Annotated in this window: 10 protein-coding genes; 6 read left to right on the top strand and 4 right to left on the bottom strand. The window is 57.9% G+C overall.

The genetic code is table 11. From position 1 onward, the window contains the following. Positions 1 to 32 precede the first annotated feature (32 nt). The 6 genes from Q1B15_RS04300 to Q1B15_RS04275 are packed head-to-tail and all read left to right on the top strand — an operon-like array spanning position 33 to position 11,127. Positions 33 to 2,423, top strand: a complete 2,391-nt coding sequence (locus tag Q1B15_RS04300) for a glycogen/starch/alpha-glucan phosphorylase (protein ID WP_299750668.1) — start codon at positions 33 to 35, stop codon at positions 2,421 to 2,423. Positions 2,424 to 2,463: 40 nt separating this feature from the next. After that, positions 2,464 to 4,674 carry a 1,4-alpha-glucan branching protein GlgB gene (gene glgB / locus Q1B15_RS04295; protein ID WP_299750665.1) on the top strand — a complete coding sequence of 737 codons (2,211 nt, stop codon included), beginning with the start codon at positions 2,464 to 2,466 and terminating at the stop codon, positions 4,672 to 4,674. 37 nt (positions 4,675 to 4,711) lie between these two features. After that, positions 4,712 to 5,980 carry a glucose-1-phosphate adenylyltransferase gene (gene glgC / locus Q1B15_RS04290; protein WP_299750663.1) on the top strand — a complete coding sequence of 423 codons (1,269 nt, stop codon included), beginning with the start codon at positions 4,712 to 4,714 and terminating at the stop codon, positions 5,978 to 5,980. Continuing rightward, positions 5,977 to 7,404: a glycogen synthase GlgA gene (gene glgA / locus Q1B15_RS04285; protein WP_299750660.1), complete on the top strand. Its 1,428-nt coding sequence runs from the start codon at positions 5,977 to 5,979 to the stop codon at positions 7,402 to 7,404. Before glgC ends, glgA begins: the two co-directional genes overlap by 4 nt. Further along, entirely contained in the window at positions 7,401 to 9,479 is a 2,079-nt protein-coding gene (gene glgX / locus Q1B15_RS04280; protein ID WP_299750657.1) for a glycogen debranching protein GlgX, read from the top strand. The genes glgA and glgX overlap by 4 nt, the downstream gene beginning before the upstream one ends. Before the next feature lie 16 nt (positions 9,480 to 9,495). Continuing rightward, entirely contained in the window at positions 9,496 to 11,127 is a 1,632-nt protein-coding gene (locus tag Q1B15_RS04275) for an alpha-D-glucose phosphate-specific phosphoglucomutase (RefSeq protein ID WP_299750654.1), read from the top strand. Positions 11,128 to 11,212: 85 nt separating this feature from the next. On the opposite strand, the gene rlmH is transcribed toward Q1B15_RS04275, so the two are convergent. From rlmH to Q1B15_RS04255, 4 genes are all read right to left on the bottom strand, one after another. After that, complete coding sequence (gene rlmH / locus Q1B15_RS04270; protein ID WP_299750651.1) at positions 11,213 to 11,680, bottom strand: 23S rRNA (pseudouridine(1915)-N(3))-methyltransferase RlmH; 468 nt, start codon at positions 11,678 to 11,680, stop codon at positions 11,213 to 11,215. An 11-nt stretch (positions 11,681 to 11,691) separates the two neighbouring features. Continuing rightward, complete coding sequence (gene rsfS, locus Q1B15_RS04265; RefSeq protein WP_299750648.1) at positions 11,692 to 12,063, bottom strand: ribosome silencing factor; 372 nt, start codon at positions 12,061 to 12,063, stop codon at positions 11,692 to 11,694. Between the two features lie 158 nt (positions 12,064 to 12,221). Further along, complete coding sequence (locus tag Q1B15_RS04260) at positions 12,222 to 16,523, bottom strand: translocation/assembly module TamB domain-containing protein (RefSeq protein WP_299750645.1); 4,302 nt, start codon at positions 16,521 to 16,523, stop codon at positions 12,222 to 12,224. Beyond that, positions 16,523 to 18,053 (bottom strand): BamA/TamA family outer membrane protein (locus Q1B15_RS04255; protein WP_299750642.1); only part of this gene is annotated, 1,531 nt, incomplete at its 5' end. The genes Q1B15_RS04260 and Q1B15_RS04255, both read right to left, overlap by 1 nt.

Below are 18,053 nucleotides of genomic sequence, written 5' to 3'. Positions count from 1 at the left end.
ACACTTGAAATGTTGGTTTTGGGAGCGGTGCGATGAGTGATCAGACCTTAAGGGATGCGATCCTGTCGCACCTGAAATACAGTCTTGGCAAAGATGCCGACCACGCCACGATTTACGACTGGCGTGTGGCGCTTTCGCTCGCAACGCGGGACAAGATTGTCGATCCTTGGTTTGAATCCACACGGGCCACATATCGCGCAGGCGCGAAACGGGTCTACTATTTATCAATGGAGTTCTTGATCGGGCGTCTTTTGGAAGACGCGATGGTCAACACGGGCATTCTGGACGAAGCCAAAGCGGCGTTCGACAGCCTGGGATTGCCCTTCGATCAGATCATCCACGACGAGCCAGATGCGGCCCTTGGCAACGGTGGCCTCGGGCGGCTTGCTGCGTGTTTTCTGGAAAGTCTGTCGACGCTTGGTATCCCGGCCTACGGATACGGGATCCGCTATGAGCACGGCTTGTTTCGGCAGCGGTTCAATCATGGCCGCCAGATCGAGGAGCCTGAAGATTGGCTGACGCAAGAGCATGTGTGGGAGTTTGAACGCCCGGAAGCATCGTTTGAAATTGGATTTGCGGGCGAGATATTTGAGAACGGCGGGCGAACTGTTTGGCGGCCAGATGAGTCGGTTGTGGCGCGGGCGTTTGATACACCGGTCATTGGCTGGAAAGGCCAATGGGCGAACACCCTGCGGCTTTGGGAGGCAATGCCCACATCAGTCTTGGATCTTGGCCGGTTTAATCGCGGCGACTATGCCGGGGCGGCGGAAACAGAAGCCTTGGCGCGGACGATCAGCCGGGTTTTGTATCCCGATGACACCACGGATGAAGGCAAAGCGCTGCGCCTGAAGCAGGAATACTTTTTCACGGCGGCCTCACTGCGCGACCTCCTGCGGCGGTTTGAAAGCGAGCATTCTGATCTGCGCGATCTGCCAAAGAAGGTCGCTATTCAGATGAATGACACGCATCCGGCAATAGCAGGCCCCGAACTTGTGAGGCTTTTGCACGACGAGCGCGGAATGCCGTTTGCGGAGGCAATGATGGTTGCGCGCGGCTGTCTGAATTACACGAACCACACGCTTTTGCCCGAGGCGTTGGAACGGTGGTCGGAAGGCTTGATGGGGCATCTGTTGCCGCGCCACATGCGGTTGATCGAAATGATCAACGAGTCGCACGCGCAGCAATATCCCGGCGTGACCATTATTGAGCACGGACAAGTCAAGATGGGCGAGTTGAGCTTTGTTATGGCGTCGAAAGTGAACGGCGTTTCGGCGCTTCACACGAGCCTGATGAAAGAGACTGTGTTTAAGGACCTGAACGATCTGCATCCCGAGCGGATCGTGAACCAAACCAATGGTGTGACGCCGCGCCGCTGGTTGAAGACCTGTAATCCGCAGCTGGCGAATGTAATCACCGACGTGATTGGTGACGGCTGGATTGGCGACGCTGAAAAGCTGGGCGACCTTGAACCTCACATTGGAGAATCCGGTTTTCTTGAGCGGTATACGAAGGCGAAACGTGCGAACAAGGAAACGTTATCGAACTGGATCGGCACTGAACTTGGCGTGAAAGTTGATCCAAGCGGGATGTTTGACGTGCAGATCAAACGCATCCACGAGTATAAACGCCAGCATTTGAACATTCTTGAGACGATCGCGCTTTGGCAGGAGATGCGGGACAATCCGAGTGCAGACTGGACACCGCGCGTCGTGATTTTTGGCGGCAAGGCGGCACCTGGATATCATTTTGCGAAAGACATCATTTATCTGATCAATTCCGTGGCGCTGGCCGTGAACGATGATCCGGTTACATCGAAATGGCTGAAAATCATCTATCCGCCGAACTATAACGTGACGTTGGCCGAGCGTTTGATCCCGGCGGCTGACCTTTCCGAGCAGATCTCGACAGCTGGCAAAGAGGCTTCGGGCACGGGCAATATGAAATTTGCTTTGAACGGCGCGATGACGATCGGCACGCTGGACGGGGCAAATGTGGAAATCCGCGAACATGTTGGTGCGGACAACTTCTTTTTGTTTGGAATGACCGCGCAGGAAGTTTTGGCGCGTCGGGAAGTCGAGGGCCATGCAGGCAAGGCGATCAGTGCGGATCCAAAGCTTGCCCGCGCGCTTGATGCGTTGCGCAATGGCACTTTCGCGGATGGAGATCACGACCGGTTCCGCGGCATTGCGGACAATGTGTCTGGACCCGACTATTTTCTCGTTGCCTCAGATTTCACCGACTATTGGCGGGCGTCCCGCGAGGCGGATACGGCGTTCCGCGACCCGGCCCGCTGGGCGCGAATGACGGCGCTGAACACGGCGCGATCCGGTTGGTTCTCGTCAGATCGCACAATTCGTGGTTATGCTTCAGAGATCTGGGACGCTGTGCCGTCAAAGCCGCTTCGAAGGATCGCCGCTGCATAGGCGCTCGATTTCTCGGAGCCTTAAACCACTGGGGGGATCTATGCCGTCGAAATCGACTGATCTTAAGACCGCGATTTCACACGAGGATGCGCGACGGATTGTCGTTGGACAGCATGACGACCCCTTTGCCGTTCTTGGACCTCACACCGTGGACGGTGCGCGTTTTGTGAATGCGTTTGACCCTGGCGCAGCGCGTATTTTTGCGGTTGTTTCGGGGAAGAAGCACGCGCTGGGGGCTGTTCGAGACGCGCCGGGCGTGTTTTCCGGCGAAGTGCCAGGAACGGAACCCTACCTTCTGTGCGGCGAGGACGATGCTGGCGGCAGTTGGGAGATGGAGGACGCGTTCCGGTTCGGTCCCGTTATGGGCGAGATGGACGAGTACCTTCTGGCCGAGGGTACGCATGAGCGGATTTGGAAAGTTCTTGGCGCGCATGTGATCGAGCACGAAGGCGCGCTTGGCACGCATTTTGCAGTCTGGGCCCCCAACGCGCGGCGGGTTTCGGTTGTTGGGGATTTCAATGCCTGGGACGGTCGCCGGCATCCGATGCGGCGGCGCGGTGCAACGGGTGTTTGGGAAACGTTTGTGCCCGGTGCCGGGGATGGCACGGTCTATAAGTTTGAGATCCTTGGAATAGACGGGACGACAATGCCTTTGAAGGCCGATCCTGTTGGATTTGGCAGTCAGCACGCACCGGAAAACGCCAGCGTTGTGCGCGACATTTCCGGCTTTGGCTGGGATGACGCGCAGTGGATGTCGCAGCGGGGTGCGCGAAACGCGCGAACAGCGCCAATCAGTATCTACGAAGTACATTTGGGATCGTGGCGGCGGAAGGTCGAGAACGACAACCGCATGCTCAGTTACCGCGAGTTGACGACGGAACTGGTCGACTACGTTGCCGATATGGGGTTCACACATATCGAGTTGTTGCCGATCAGCGAGTTTCCGTTTGATGGGTCCTGGGGCTATCAACCGGTGGGTATGTTTGCGCCGACCATCCGGTTTGGTCCGCCGCATGAATTCCGCGATCTGATTGAGGCGGCGCATCAAAAAGGCGTCGGTGTAGTGCTCGACTGGGTGCCGGGGCATTTCCCTACGGACGCCCACGGGCTTGGCCGGTTCGACGGGACAGCTTTGTACGAGCACGCCGACCTGCGCGAAGGGTTCCATCAGGATTGGAACACTTACATCTACAATTATGGGCGTCGTGAGGTGTCTAATTACCTCATATCGAACGCTTTGTATTGGCTTGAAGAATACCACATTGACGGTCTGCGTGTGGATGCGGTCGCCTCGATGCTATATCGCGACTATTCGCGGAAAGACGGGGAATGGGTGCCAAATAAGGACGGTGGTCGCGAGAATTACGAGACGATCGATATGCTTCAGCGGATGAACGTAACGGTCTATGGCAAGGTTGATGGCATCATGACCGCGGCCGAGGAATCCACCAGTTTTCCGGGGGTTTCGCGCCCTGTTGACGACGGCGGGCTTGGGTTCGGCTACAAGTGGAACATGGGCTGGATGAATGACACGCTGGAGTACATGAAAAAGGATCCGATCCATCGCAAACACCATCATCACCAGATGACTTTCGGGCTACACTATGCGTTTTCGGAGAATTTCATCCTTCCGATCAGCCATGATGAAGTGGTGCACGGCAAGGGGTCCATGCTGACCAAAATGCCGGGTAACGAGTGGGAAAAATTTGCGAACCTTCGGGCCTATTACGGGTTCATGTGGGGCCATCCGGGCAAAAAGCTTTTGTTTATGGGACAAGAGTTTGCGCAAAGAACTGAGTGGAACCATAACATTTCGCTTGATTGGGCGTGCCTTGATGATGAGCGCCACGCAGGCATGCAGCGGTTGGTGCGTGATCTGAATACACTCTACCGCGCGGAGCCTGCGCTTCACGTAAAGGATTGCGAGCCGGACGGATTTCAGTGGATCGAGTCCACCGACGCCGAGGCCAGCACATACGCCTGGATCCGGCGCGGGGGCGAGGATGACACCCCAGTGGTGATTATTTCTAACTTTACGCCTGTGGAACGCAGTGGATGGCAGTGCGGTTTGCCGCATGAGGGCCGCTGGCGCGAGGCGTTGAATACGGATGCCAGCACTTACGGCGGAGGAGATCGCGGGAACATGGGAGAGGTGATTGCGCAAGGCGCCGGTTGGCATGGCCAGCCTGCATCCGCGCGCGTGACCCTGCCACCCCTTAGTACGGTCATTTTGACCTTTGAGGGAAGTTGAACGTTAACAATACGATAAGAAGAATGGGGAGGACCATATGACACCGAACGTAAATGGACGTCTATCGGCGAAATCGATGGCTTTTGTGCTTGCGGGAGGGCGCGGATCACGGCTGAGAGAGCTAACCGATAACCGTGTGAAGCCGGCAGTTTTCTTTGGTGGCAAGGTCCGAATTATTGACTTTGCACTCTCGAATGCGCTGAATTCTGGCATTAGAAAAATGTCGGTTGCCACGCAGTATAAAGCGCACAGTTTGATCCGACATTGTCAGCGCGGCTGGAATTTCTTCCGGGCCGAGCGAAACGAGTATCTCGATATATTGCCGGCATCCCAGAGGGTCGAAGAGAACAAGTGGTACGTCGGGACCGCCGATGCGGTGACGCAGAACATCGACATCGTGGACAGCTATGGCATTGAATATATTCTGATTTTGGCTGGCGACCATATCTATAAGATGGATTACGAAATCATGCTGCGCCAGCATGTGGACACCAATGCAGACGTGACGGTCGGCTGCCTGACCGTGCCGCGTGAAGAAGCCAGCGCCTTTGGCGTGATGCATGTTGATAAAACAGACCAAATCACGGAATTCCTTGAAAAGCCGGCTGATCCACCGGCCATTCCGGGTGATCCAAAGCACGCATTGGCGTCCATGGGGATCTATGTGTTCAAGTGGTCGTTCTTGCGCGAGCTGCTGTTGGAGGATGCTTCAGATCCCAATTCGAGCCACGATTTCGGCGGTGATATCATCCCGGAGATTGTGAAAAACGGGAAGGCACAGGCCCACCGGTTTTCGACGTCCTGTGTGCGTCAGGGGCCGAAAGCTCCGGCCTATTGGCGTGACGTGGGAACGGTGGATGCGTTCTGGAGGGCCAATATTGACCTGACCGATTTTGCGCCGGATTTGGATTTATGGGATAAGAACTGGCCGATCTGGACGTATTCGGAAAGTGTGCCGCCCGCGAAGTTTATCCACGATCAGGACGAGCGGCGCGGTTCGGCGGTTTCGTCGCTGGTGTCGGGAGGCTGTATCGTTTCGGGTACCGAGATCAAAAAATCGCTGCTGTTCACGCAGGTGCATACCAACAGTTATGCCTCACTCGATCAGGTGGTGGCCTTGCCTTACGTGAACGTTGCGCGCTCGGCGCGCCTTCGCAATTGTGTGATTGATCGTGGTGTTCACATTCCGGAGGGCCTTGTCGTGGGCGAAGATCCGGTCGAGGACGAGAACTGGTTCCGGGTCACCGAAGGGGGTGTCACGCTTATTACGCAGTCGATGCTTGATGTGAGGGCTGCCAAGAAATGACTCGTATTCTGTCCGTTACATCGGAGTGTGTCCCGCTGGTGAAAACCGGCGGGCTCGCCGATGTGGCGGGTGCTTTGCCGGCGGCATTAAAGCCACTTGGACACGAGATGCGGACGCTTTTGCCTGGGTATCCGACTGTCATGAAGGCGTTGAAGAAAACAAGGACGGTGCTGACAGAGGACGATCTTTTTGGCGGTCCGGCGCGGGTGTTGGAAGCAAGGGTTGCAGGACTGTCTTTGTATGTTCTGGACGCCGCGCATCTCTTTAAGCGCGAGGGCTCGCCCTACCTTGATGTGGATGGAAACGACTTTCCGGATAATCCCGAACGGTTTGCGGCGCTGTCGTGGATGGCGATGCGGATTGCCCAGGATGGCGCGGGTGGTTGGACGCCCCAGCTGGTGCATGCGCATGACTGGCAAGGTGCGTTGGCGCCTTATTACTTGAAGACGAACGGTGTTGATGTCCCGTCTGTTTTGACAATCCACAACATAGCGTTTCATGGGCTGGCTCCGGCTAATCGGCTTGCAGGCCTACGACTTGATCCGTCAGATTTTACCGAGGACGGCTTTGAATTCTGGGGGCAGATTGGTGCGCTGAAAGCGGGGCTGCAATTTGCAACGGCGCTGACAACTGTCAGTCCTACCTATGCGCGTGAGTTGACCACGCCTGAATTTGGGATGGGTCTTGATGGGGTGTTGCGCGCCCGTTCCGGTGATTTGACGGGCATTTTGAACGGCATTGATCTTGAGGTTTGGGATCCAAAAACTGACCCGAATATCGCAACTTACAAAACGGCTCGTGGAAAAGGCAGGGCCAAGGCGCGGCTTCGCAAGGAGTTTGGCCTGCCTGATGCTGATGGACCGCTGGCGGTTGTTGTGTCGCGATTGAGCCACCAAAAGGGACTAGATCTGCTGCTTGAAGCTTTGCCGGCATTTATTGATCGCGGCGGGCAATTGGCGCTTTTGGGATCAGGTGACAAGGAGTTGGAAGCTGCTTTCGTGAAGACAGCGGCGGCGCAAGCGAACGTTGCTGTGCGGATCGGTTACGACGAGGCTTTGAGCCATCGGATGATGGCGGGAGCGGATGCGATATTGGTGCCTTCGCGGTTCGAGCCCTGTGGTTTGACGCAGCTTTATGGGTTGCGCTACGGGGCGATCCCAGTGGTCGCGGCGACAGGCGGATTGGTGGACACGGTTATTCATGCAAGCCCGATGGCGATGCGATCTGGTGTGGCAACTGGCTTGCAGGTTTCGCCTTTGACGGCGCATGCGCTTGCCGCAACGATGGTGCAGTTGGTAGATTTATTCCAAGACGTCGACGCATGGGCGATGCTGCAGTCAAACGCGATGCGTCAAAGCGTTGGCTGGGAGGCCTCGGCCGCTGAATATGCGGGCCTTTATGATCGTCTGACGGACAGCGCATGAACCACGCTATGGGTCCCGGAAAAAGCGCGCCGCTTGGCGCGACGCTGACCGAAGGTGGGGTGAACTTTGCTGTTTTTTCAGACCACGCAAGGCAGATCTATGTCTGTCTTTTTGACGCTGAGGGGCGCGAGACGCAGATTGCCCTTCCAGAACGCGAAGGCGGTATTTTTCACGGGCATATTGATGGGCTGAAGGCGGGGCAACTCTATGGGCTTAGAGCCCAGGGGCCGTACCGGCCGGATAAGGGACATCGATTTAATATCAATAAGTTACTGGTTGATCCCTATGCCCGGAAGCTGACCGGTCATCCGACCTGGGACGATCGGATTTTTGGATATAACCGCGCGGCGGAGGCGCTTGATCTTAGCTTTGATCCCCGCGACAGCGCGTCGAAAATGCCGCGATGTGTCGTGACCGAGACCTTTGATTTCCCGCCCCCACAACGTCCGGGGACGGCTGTTGCAGATACTGTGATTTACGAAGGGCACGTGCGTGGCCTCACGCAGATGCATCCGGGTATTCAGGCGAAAGGCACGTTCGACGGGCTGGCCGAACCGGCAATGCTGGACCACCTCACGAAACTTGGGGTCACGGCCGTTGAGCTGTTGCCCGTGCATGCATTCCTCAGCGAGCAATTCCTCGTTGAGAAGGGGTTGACCAATTACTGGGGCTATCAGTCGTTTGGATTTTTCGCGCCCGATCCGAAGTATCTTGGACCAAGTGATGTCGCCGGATTTCGCGCGATGGTCGACCGGTTCCACGAAGCGGGGATCGAGGTGCTTTTGGATGTTGTTTACAATCACACGCCGGAAGGCGACGAGATGGGCCCGACGATCTCGTTCCGGGGATTGGACAACGCAAGCTACTACATGCTTGCCGATGATCGGCGCCACTATGTGAACCACGCCGGCACCGGAAACACAGTGAATGTAGATCACCCGATGGTCTTGCGGATGGTCATGGACAGCTTGCGCTATTGGGTCGGTGTGATGGGCGTTGATGGTTTCCGCTTCGATCTGGCGAGCGTTCTGGGCCGGACGCAGGGCGGATTTGACCGCGGCTCGGGCTTTTTTGATGCGATCCGGCAGGACCCTTCAATGAAAGGGATCAAGCTGATTGCGGAACCTTGGGACATCGGTCCGGGTGGATACCAACTTGGGGCTTTTCCGCCGCCGTTCCTTGAGTGGAATGACAAGTATCGCGATGGCGTTCGTCGGTTCTGGCGGAGCGATCCGGGCCGGGTTGCCGATCTGGGTGCGCGGCTAACGGGTTCGGCGACGCAGTTTGACCACTCGCGGCGCAATGCAACGGCTTCGGTGAATTTCCTGACCGCGCATGATGGGATGACGCTGGACGATCTGGTGAGCTATTCGACAAAGCACAACGCGGCGAATGGGGAAGGGGGCAAAGACGGCCATTCTCAAGATTACTCGGCGAACCTGGGTGTCGAAGGGCCGAGCAATGATGCGGATATCCTTGAGGCCCGCGCGCGGCGTAAACGCGCAATGATGGCGACTTTGCTGATGTCGCAAGGCACACCGATGATCCTGGCGGGCGACGAGCTTGGACATTCGCAAGGTGGCAACAACAACGCATATGCCCAAGACAACGAGACGGCCTGGATTGACTGGTCTGACATTGATGCCGATTTTCTGGCGTTTACGCGTCGTCTGATCGCGTTCCGAAAGGCGCATCCCGTGCTGCGCCAAAAGCTGTTTCTGCATTCGCGGGAGCGGATGATCGATGGGGTGGAAGATCTGTTTTGGTGGCGGGAAGACGGCGAGGCGATGGGGACGACCGACTGGCACGACCCTGCCCGCAAGGTATTGGCTGTCGAAATGCGAACTGCGGCGGGCACGCCTGCCTATGCCGCGTCGGAATATGCTGTCTTAACAGTTTTTAACGCTGGACCAGCGGTCGTTTTCCAGCTGCCTCCGGCACCGGAAGGGCAGCTTTGGCGGCACGAGGTTGATAGCGCTAGTCCCGGGCTTGTTCCGGTGGAAATTATGGATGAAAGCATTGAAATTGAAGAGCAAAGTGTATCGGCTTTGGTGCTGGTAAGTGCCGAAGCCTGAGAGAGAGGACGTCGAGATGGAAATGATCACAGTTCAGACGCAACCGATCGAGGGCCAGAAGCCGGGCACCTCGGGCCTCCGTAAGAAGACAAAGGTTTTCATGGGCGCGCATTACCTGGAGAATTTCGTGCAAGCGATCTGGCAGGGTATTGATGGTGCCGTTGGTAAGTCCTTCGTTCTGGGGGGGGATGGTCGCTATTTCAATGAACAGGCTGCTCAGGTGATATTGCGCATGGCAGCGGCAAGCGGAGCGACCAAAGTGATTGTTGGGCAGAATGCGCTTTTGTCAACGCCCGCTGCTTCTCACCTGATCCGCAAACGCAAGACCGATGGTGGGATCATCATGTCGGCAAGTCACAATCCCGGCGGGATCGATGAGGATTTCGGCGTCAAGTTCAATATGGCGAATGGGGGGCCAGCCCCCGAAGATGTCACAAACCGCATGTTCGAGGCGACCAAAACGCTGACGTCTTATGACATTCTTCAAGCGCAGGACGTGGACTTGTCGACAGTCGGGTCCTCTAAGCTTGGTGGCATGGAGGTCGAGGTTGTGGATCCGGTTGTCGACTATGCCGAGTTGATGGAGACCTTGTTTGATTTTGGCAAAATCAGGCATCTGTTTGCGGGCGGGTTCACAATGAAATTTGATGCCATGCATGCCGTCACCGGTCCTTATGCCACCGAGATATTGGAACGCCATCTGGGCGCACCCGTTGGAACTGTCTTGAACGGCGACCCAAAGCCGGATTTCGGTGGCGGGCATCCAGACCCAAATCCCATTTGGGCGAAGCCTTTGGTGGATTTGGTAATGGGGCCAGACGCGCCGGATTTTGCAGCCGCGTCGGACGGGGATGGCGATCGCAATATGATTCTTGGACGGGGCGTTTATGTGACGCCCTCTGACAGCCTCGCTGTTTTGGCAGCACGGGCGCATCTTGCACCGGGGTATGCGGCAGGACTTGCCGGTGTCGCGCGATCAATGCCCACGTCGCGTGCCGTGGACCGTGTCGCAGATGCGAAGGGTATTGCGTGCTTTGAGACACCGACAGGGTGGAAGTTTTTCGGCAACTTGCTGGATGCGGGCCGCGTTACGCTGTGCGGCGAAGAAAGTGCGGGCACTGGCAGCGACCACGTGCGTGAAAAAGACGGGCTTTGGGCGGTGCTGCTTTGGCTCAATATCTTGGCGGAGACGGGCTTGTCGGTGAAGGATCTTTTGAGTGATCACTGGGCGACGTATGGGCGAAATTACTACTCGCGCCATGATTATGAAGCAGTGGACGCAAATCGCGCTGAAGCCATGATGGAGGCGCTTCGTGCCAAGTTGGTTGATCTGCCAGGCCAAACCTTTGGCGCCGGCATGGTCGAAAGCGCGGATGAGTTTGCCTACGACGATCCAGTCGATAACTCGCGTTCGGAAGGCCAGGGCATTCGCATTGTCTTCGCCGGCGGGAGCCGGATTGTGTTCCGCCTTTCTGGAACCGGTACGGTTGGGGCGACGCTTCGCGTTTATCTTGAAGCCTACGAAAGCGATCCAACCAAGCTGCAGATGGAAGCTGAGACTGCCCTGTCAGACATCATTGCTACCGCAGATAAGATCGCAGGGATCCGCGCCTCGACCGGGCGGGACGCGCCTGATGTTAAGACTTGAATTGTCGGCAGGATTTTCGCGAATTTTATGGTGACTAAGGGGCGGTGCCCTGGTCGGTTTTTACACCGAGCAACCGGGTGTCCGCTCAGCTGCGATGGTAGGGATTGCCTGCAAGGATTGATGCTGCGCGGTAGAGTTGTTCGGCCAGCATTACCCGGACAAGCATATGCGGCCAGACCATTTTGCCGAAACTGAGACTGATGTTGGCACGGGCGCGCAAATTTGGGTCTATCCCGTCGGCACCGCCGATCATGAACACAGGCTCTGCGGCCCCCTGATCGCGCCAGGTGCCAAGCAGTTTTGCAAAATCTGGGGAAGACATCACCTTGCCGCGTTCGTCCAATGCGCAAACGGGAGCAGAGAGGCCGATGGCTTTTTCAAGCAGATGTGCTTCCGCCGCCATGCCGCCCTTTTTTGCCTCAACCTCGTGCAGTGAAACGGGTCCGAGCCCGAGGTTGCGGCCGGTTTTGTCGAACCGCGCCATATAGTCCCGGACAAGGTCAGCTTCGGGGCCAGCACGTAGCCGGCCCACCGCCGCTATTTTCAGTTTCATCCCAGCCCGCTTTAGGCTGGCATAGAACCGGGTCCGCCGGGCGTCAGCCACATTTTCTCAAGCTGATAGAACTCGCGGACTTCCGGACGAAACACATGGACGATAACGTCGCCGACATCGACGAGAACCCAGTCGCCGGTTTCCTTGCCCTCGATTTTGGACAAGCGGCCGTGGTTCTGCTTCAGCGAGTCGACCAGATGGTTGGCGATTGCTGACACCTGTCGTGAGGAACGACCGGATGCGACAACCATATAGTCTGCCATCTCGGATTTGCCGTGCAGGTCGATTTTGACGATGTCTTCCGCCTTGTCGTCTTCCAGCGATGTGATAATTTCGTCGAGCAAAGCCTTGCTCGTCAGTGGGGCGGTGTTCGCGGTCGTCATGCGACCGCTTCCGCTTGCGGCCGGTTCACGGACCGCATCGTGGACGTGTGACAGGACATTGTCCTCCTTGAGAAGCACCAAAGCTTGGGCTGAAAGCATGCCCATACGTCAAACATAACACTGCGGAAAGCCATTTCCAAGAATGATGACAAAAACAGTTAGTAGTCGCGCTCGAAGAACACGCCGACGCTGGTATCTCCGTCTGTTGCGGTGGACCCTTTTAGGGTGAGGGAATTGCTGAGATCGAGGTTCAGGTTCAGTTCGGTTTCTCCCGTCGCGTTGACGGTTACGTCCGTATAGATGTTTTCTCCAAGATAGGCGCCTGCGCGGACCGAAGCGTTGCCATCTGCGTCACTGGTGACATCGAAATCAGCCAAACCAAGGCCTTTGCGGACGTTGGATATGATCCCCTCGCCGCCCTGGCCGGCGAGCCTGCGCACCGCAAGCGCAAGACGCCCGGCCTGAATGGGCGACAGGCTTTGCAGTTCGCGACCGAACAAAAGCCGCGCGAGGACCTCTTCTTGTGGCAGGTCCGGCTCCGACGTGAAGGTGATCTCGGGATTGTTGGCAGGTCCGGCGACGATGACCGCGACACTGACGTCTTCGGCATCGGTCGTCGCGCGAATGCGCAGAACAGGAATGAAAGAGCCCTGAATTGTTACGGTTGCCTCCTCGAGCGCCAGTCTCTGCCCAAGAATATCAAGCCGTCCGCGGATCAGATTGAACGCCCCCTGTGGGATAACGTTTGCGGTTGTGCCCGTAATTTGCAGACTTCCGCCAAATTCGCTGTCGAGACCCCGGCCGCGAACGAAAATACGGTTTGGTGCAGCGATGTTGATGTTCAGCGGGAAGACCGGGCCGGCTCCGGCGCGGGCATCGGCGTCGCGCTCAAGCATCCCTGCACGATCACGCGTTTTGCGGACCGGTGGCGGTTCGTTGATGTGGATAATCTCTGGAATTGCGCCAGCTCCGCCGAAGCCTGAGGATGGGATGCGGACGTTTGTTTCGCCAAGGCCGAGATTTCCGGCGATACGCGCACCTCCGGCGAGTGGGCCATCAATAGTGATGGTGCCGCTGATTTCAGTCTCGTAAAGCTGCGGATCGCTCAGGACGACTTCGATCAGACGGATGTCGAGATCGGCGTCGCGCTGCCCAGTGAGTGATATCTGGCCTTCGACACCCAGGCGCCCACCTGTCGAGACATTGGTTGCCGCGGAGATCGTGGCACGGGCGTTTGCGAGTGTCAGGTTCAGATTGGTGTCGTCCAAAGTGATCCCGATGGTCGGTGCGACAAGTCGGGCATTGGCGCTTGTGATGCGACCCGAAAGGCTTTCAAGGGCTGGTGCGCCATCAATACGGAGATTGAAAGCGACGTCGCCCGAGAGTGAGCGGGGCTCGAGGAAGCGATTAAGCAGGCCAAGAGGCGCGCCGCCGCTGACGCTGAGTGCAAGGTTCGACGCATCGCTGGCGACACTTCCGGCGATCGTGGCCCGCGCGCCACCGGGGCCTGTGGCGTCAAGATCAAGTTCAAGGCGTTGTTGGTCGGCTTGTGTGACTGTGCCGGTGACGCTTGCGGCCCCAGCGAAGCCGGGGACGAAGGGAGCCACATTGGCCAGACGGGCGTCGATCTCGATAGCGCTTCCGACTGGACCGAGCGCGCCTTGGGCGGTTGCCGAAACGAGGTTGCTTGAAAAGCGCGCCGTTTCGATGCTGATCGCGTCTCCGTCGCGCGCGGCTTTGATGTCGGCGGACAAAGCCCCGGCCAAGGCGGTGTCAAGTTCCCCGATACCGGTCGTCACGTTGTTACCGCTTGCGGTGGCGGTGATGTCGAAGCTTGACAAATCGGCGGTGGCCCGGCCCGAGGCGTCGACCGTGAGGGATCCGGTTAATCGTCGTTGCGCAAGGTCAGAAAAGATTGAAAGATCGGAAAGAGCGGTGTTAACTGCTCCCTCAATCGCGGGGGCCGGGCCGGTTGGATCAATCACGACCCCGTTGGATGCAAGACTGATCGCGGGGCCATCCGTCTTGACGTCGAACCGCCAATTGTCACCTTCGCGGACCGTTTCAGTTTCAAACGTAAGGGGACCTGACGGAGCACCCGCCAAGACCGTCGAAATATCTGTAAGGCGGCCCGAGACCTCAAGTGCGCCGGACGTGCTTGATAGGATGCCATCCGCCAAAAGGCTTGCGGCGGGACCGTCTATTGTCGATTGCCGCAGCGTGAAGACCTGATCGGCCATTGCGACATCGATCACAAGTGCGAGGTCGCCCGAGAGCAAAGCATCGGCCTGCTCGTGACCAATTTTCAAGTCAGAGGCTGTGCCATCAAGGTTCAGGGTCGCTCGGCTAAGGTCGGCCACGATCTCGGTTGTGAAGGCTGTGTCGATAGAGCCAGAAAGCGGTCGGCCCGCCAATTCGGAAAAATCGTCAAGGTCGTCTGCGGCCAAGCGGCCGTTTGCGGCAATAACTGGTCTGTCAAAAATGTCGACCGCCGTACCGGTTGCGGTCAGGATTGTACGCTCAAAGCCGCTGTCGAGGGTCCATTCCCACCGTCCGTCGACTTCATTTGCATCGGCCGCGACGCGCACTGGTCCCGTAACTTGTGGCAAGACCAAGGACGCGTCGGAGAGACGGGCGTCCAGCTCGATCTGTGAGGCCCCAGAGCGCAATGTGGCGCGGCCGGTGATTTCGGCGTTGGGGGAATTTAGCCGCTCGATATTAAGGAAGGTGCCGTTCGTATTTCGACGTGCGCTGATGGAAAGATCGACTTCGCCTTCCAAAATACCATCGGCCTGCGGCTGGCTGACCACGAGGTCTCGCGTCGCGCCTTCGGCGGCGATATCAAAGAACCCGGCGAGCGGCTCAGCTTCAAAATTGACCGTAAGTTCGGCGGCGCCACCTAAAGCGCGTTGAGCAATGCCTGAAAACGCGGACAAACGCGTCGCGCTGGCAACCGCTTTGCCAGTAATCTGGGGCCCGTTGTCATTGAAGGCCACGTCGGCGTTGCCGGTAAGGCCGTAGCTTTCGCCTTTGATCGCAAAGTCGCTCAGGCGCAGAGCCTCGCCGTTCGTCCAGTCGATATCAAGCTGGCCGGTGACGCGTTCGCCGAGGGCCTGCTCGGCTTCGGGGTTGCCAAGATCAAGCGCGGTCGCAGCAAAGCGCAATTGTGCCGTGACCGTTTGTGGCGTTGTGGCGTCAATCTGACCACTGCCGTCTAGGGACACGGATTGTGCCGAAAACCCAGGGCGGTTCAGTCCCGCGATCTCGAAACGGCCGGTCCACAGGTCGTCTTGTGCGGCATCGAAGGACACGTCCAGATCAACGCGATCGACGCGGGTTTCAGGGCCGGACAGCGGCAAAAGCACGGCGCCACCCGCCGGATTGCTAATTTGTCCGGTCACAGCAATTTCCCGGGGGAGGCCACCAGGTGCAAGCGAAATCCGACCGTCGAGAGCGAGGCTCTCGGCGGATAGGGAAAGGTCGCTGATATCGGTTCGGCCATCTGCAAATGTTGTGACGTTGGCGACCAGTGCCGTATCACGGCCAAAGAACGGCTGATAGGCGGTGTTGAAAAGCGGCGCGATATCACCGCGGATGTCAGCCCGAATGATCCGCGTGGCGTCGGTGCCATCTGTCGGAGCTACGGTGATGATCCGGCCTGTCAGGCGGTCTTCGCCGTCGGTTGCAAGCTGGATGTCTGCGGCGTAATCCGAAAGCGGCGCTTCGCCTTGAATTGAAAAGGCCAGTGGCGGTCTGTCCGGCAAATTTATGAGATTGGCGACGATCCCGTCTGCGGCTTCGGTCAGCGACAGATCAAGCGCGAGGTTCTCGGTCTCGTTGCTGTAACTTGCATCAAGGGTTAACTGGCCGTCTCCGTTCAGGCGGGATACGTCAAGTTGTGCTGACCCCTCCCCACCTTCCAGGCGGAAACCGCCCTGAAGAGAGGCGATGGTCTCGACGCCGAACACGGGTGCACCAATTTCGAGCCGTCCCGCGCTTAGGCCTTCGATTGACACGGAAACGGGCAGTTCCGGGAGCCGAAAGCCTGAGGCTTCGGGCGCGGGGGGCGCAGCTTCGGGCGCAACGGGAAGCCGCGGCAGGGAGATATTTTCAGCGGACAGCTCGGCAACCTCGATGCGGCCCCGCAAAAGCGCGCCGCGGTTCCAGTCAAGCACCACATTGGAAAGCGAAAGCCAGACGCCATCTGTGTCTGAGATCGTGAAGGTATTGATCGTGGCGCGGCCGCCAAGCACGCCTGAAAATCCAGAAATTTCAACGTCGCGGCCATCTCCGGAAAGGTTATCTTCGATCAGACGTTCCAGAAAGCCGCCAGGGTCTTCGGTTGCGTCTTCTGCTTGTGATCCACCAAACAGGCGGTCAAACAGGCCTGGCCTTTCCTGCGCCGAGACAGAGGCCGCAAGCAGTATCAGAGCCATCGCGGAGGCAATCGTTTTTCGCATCAGAATGCCTGCCCGATGCCGACGTAGATATAGAAATCGGACGCATCCGCGGCGCCGCTGACAGGGGTTGCAAGATCAAGGCGTATCGGGCCGATCCCGGTATTGTACCGCAAGCCAAGGCCCGCTCCGGAGTGGCTATCGCCGCCACCGTCGACAAAGCTTTCGGCTGCGACAAATCCCCAGTCGTAAAATCCCACGACCGTTATGGTTTCGCTAAAGCGCATGCGCGCCTCGGCGGAAATTCCCACAAAGCTGCGCCCCCCCGTGCGATCTCCTCCCACATCAACGGCAAGCGATTGATAGTCTTGCCCCCGCACGGTTCCTCCACCGCCCGAGTAGAACCGGTAAAACGGTGGGCTTTCGGTCAGGGATGGCCCGATCAACGAGCCGAATTGAAGTCTGAGGGCTGCGGTCACTGGGACAGTATCGCCAAAGGTGCGGAAACCACGCGTGTCCAGCTTCAGATGCGCGCCACTTTCCGTGCTTCCAAGGCCGTAATACGGGATCGCGTCGGCTTTGATGAAGATGCCTTTTGTAGGGTCGAGCGCGTCGTCGCGACGGTCCAACGTCAGGCCAAGTGGCAGATTGATCAGAGAGTATGTTTCGTTACCAAAGTCGTCGTCGACTTCGGAATAGAGATACCCCACGCCGAATGTGACCACGAGTTCATCCGTGGCATAACGGGTAAAACCAAGCGTGGATTCACCGGTTTTGGATCTGAAATCGGGTTCATTAAGTCGCTCGAAGCCCAGCTCGGCAAAAAGATCGACGTCGGCGCGCGGGGTCGCGGGGCGTTCGTAGCGCAAGTCAACTCCGTAATCAACGCCGCCTGTTTCGCCGCCAATCCCGGCGATTTCACTGTCGACGCGGAAACGTTCCGCACCGCCAAGGAAGTTGCGATGAAGCCAGAAACCGGTCAGTCGCATGCCGTCGATCGTGCTGTATTCTGCCCCAAAACCAAAGCGCCGCGGGGTTTGTTCGGCGACCTCAATCGTCAGGGGAAGCGTGCCGTCCGCTGTGGCGGTATCGCCTTCTGTAATGACAACCGAGCGGAAGCTACCTGTCCGGCGAAGGCGCCGCTCGGCGCGGATGATTTCGGCAGGGTCAAATCGCTCTCCGGCCTCAAGGCCTGCAATTGAATTGATGCGCCGCGTGCGCACGTCAGTATTGCCGACGATTCCAATGTCGCCGAAAGCAAGCACCGGGCCGGGTTCAACGCTGATATTTGCGGCGATGCGGTTTTCGTCGTGGCGCGCTATGATCTGTTGCTGACCGATGTCGGCCAGCGCATTCCCATTGTCACGCCACCCGGCAATGGCGGACCGCGCCGCATCGCGGATAGCACCTGTGCCAGCGACTGCGCCGCGGCGGAAGTCTTCGGAGATTTCCGTTTGCGACGTAAGCGGGCCGACATTGGCTTCGGAGAACCGATAAATCGGCCCCACGTTTATCCTGAGCGCGATGGCGTCGATTTGATCCGGCGCATTCAGCGGTGGGATATTTGCGGCTTCGCGACCGTCAATAATCCGG

Origin of the sequence: uncultured Boseongicola sp. (genome assembly GCF_937988555.1) — a bacterium.
Classification (GTDB): Bacteria; Pseudomonadota; Alphaproteobacteria; order Rhodobacterales; family Rhodobacteraceae; genus Boseongicola.
This window is presented reverse-complemented; position numbering and strand designations above follow the sequence as displayed.

Bases quoted from the DNA above. Each gene is read 5' to 3' on its own strand.
- Q1B15_RS04300 (WP_299750668.1), top strand. From the start codon at position 33: ATGAGTGATCAGACCTTAAGGGATGCGATCCTGTCGCACCTGAAATAC.
- glgB (WP_299750665.1), top strand. From the start codon at position 2,464: ATGCCGTCGAAATCGACTGATCTTAAGACCGCGATTTCACACGAGGAT.
- glgC (WP_299750663.1), top strand. From the start codon at position 4,712: ATGACACCGAACGTAAATGGACGTCTATCGGCGAAATCGATGGCTTTT.
- glgA (WP_299750660.1), top strand. From the start codon at position 5,977: ATGACTCGTATTCTGTCCGTTACATCGGAGTGTGTCCCGCTGGTGAAA.
- glgX (WP_299750657.1), top strand. From the start codon at position 7,401: ATGAACCACGCTATGGGTCCCGGAAAAAGCGCGCCGCTTGGCGCGACG.
- Q1B15_RS04275 (WP_299750654.1), top strand. From the start codon at position 9,496: ATGGAAATGATCACAGTTCAGACGCAACCGATCGAGGGCCAGAAGCCG.
- rlmH (WP_299750651.1), bottom strand. From the start codon at position 11,680: ATGAAACTGAAAATAGCGGCGGTGGGCCGGCTACGTGCTGGCCCCGAA.
- rsfS (WP_299750648.1), bottom strand. From the start codon at position 12,063: ATGACGACCGCGAACACCGCCCCACTGACGAGCAAGGCTTTGCTCGAC.
- Q1B15_RS04260 (WP_299750645.1), bottom strand. From the start codon at position 16,523: ATGCGAAAAACGATTGCCTCCGCGATGGCTCTGATACTGCTTGCGGCC.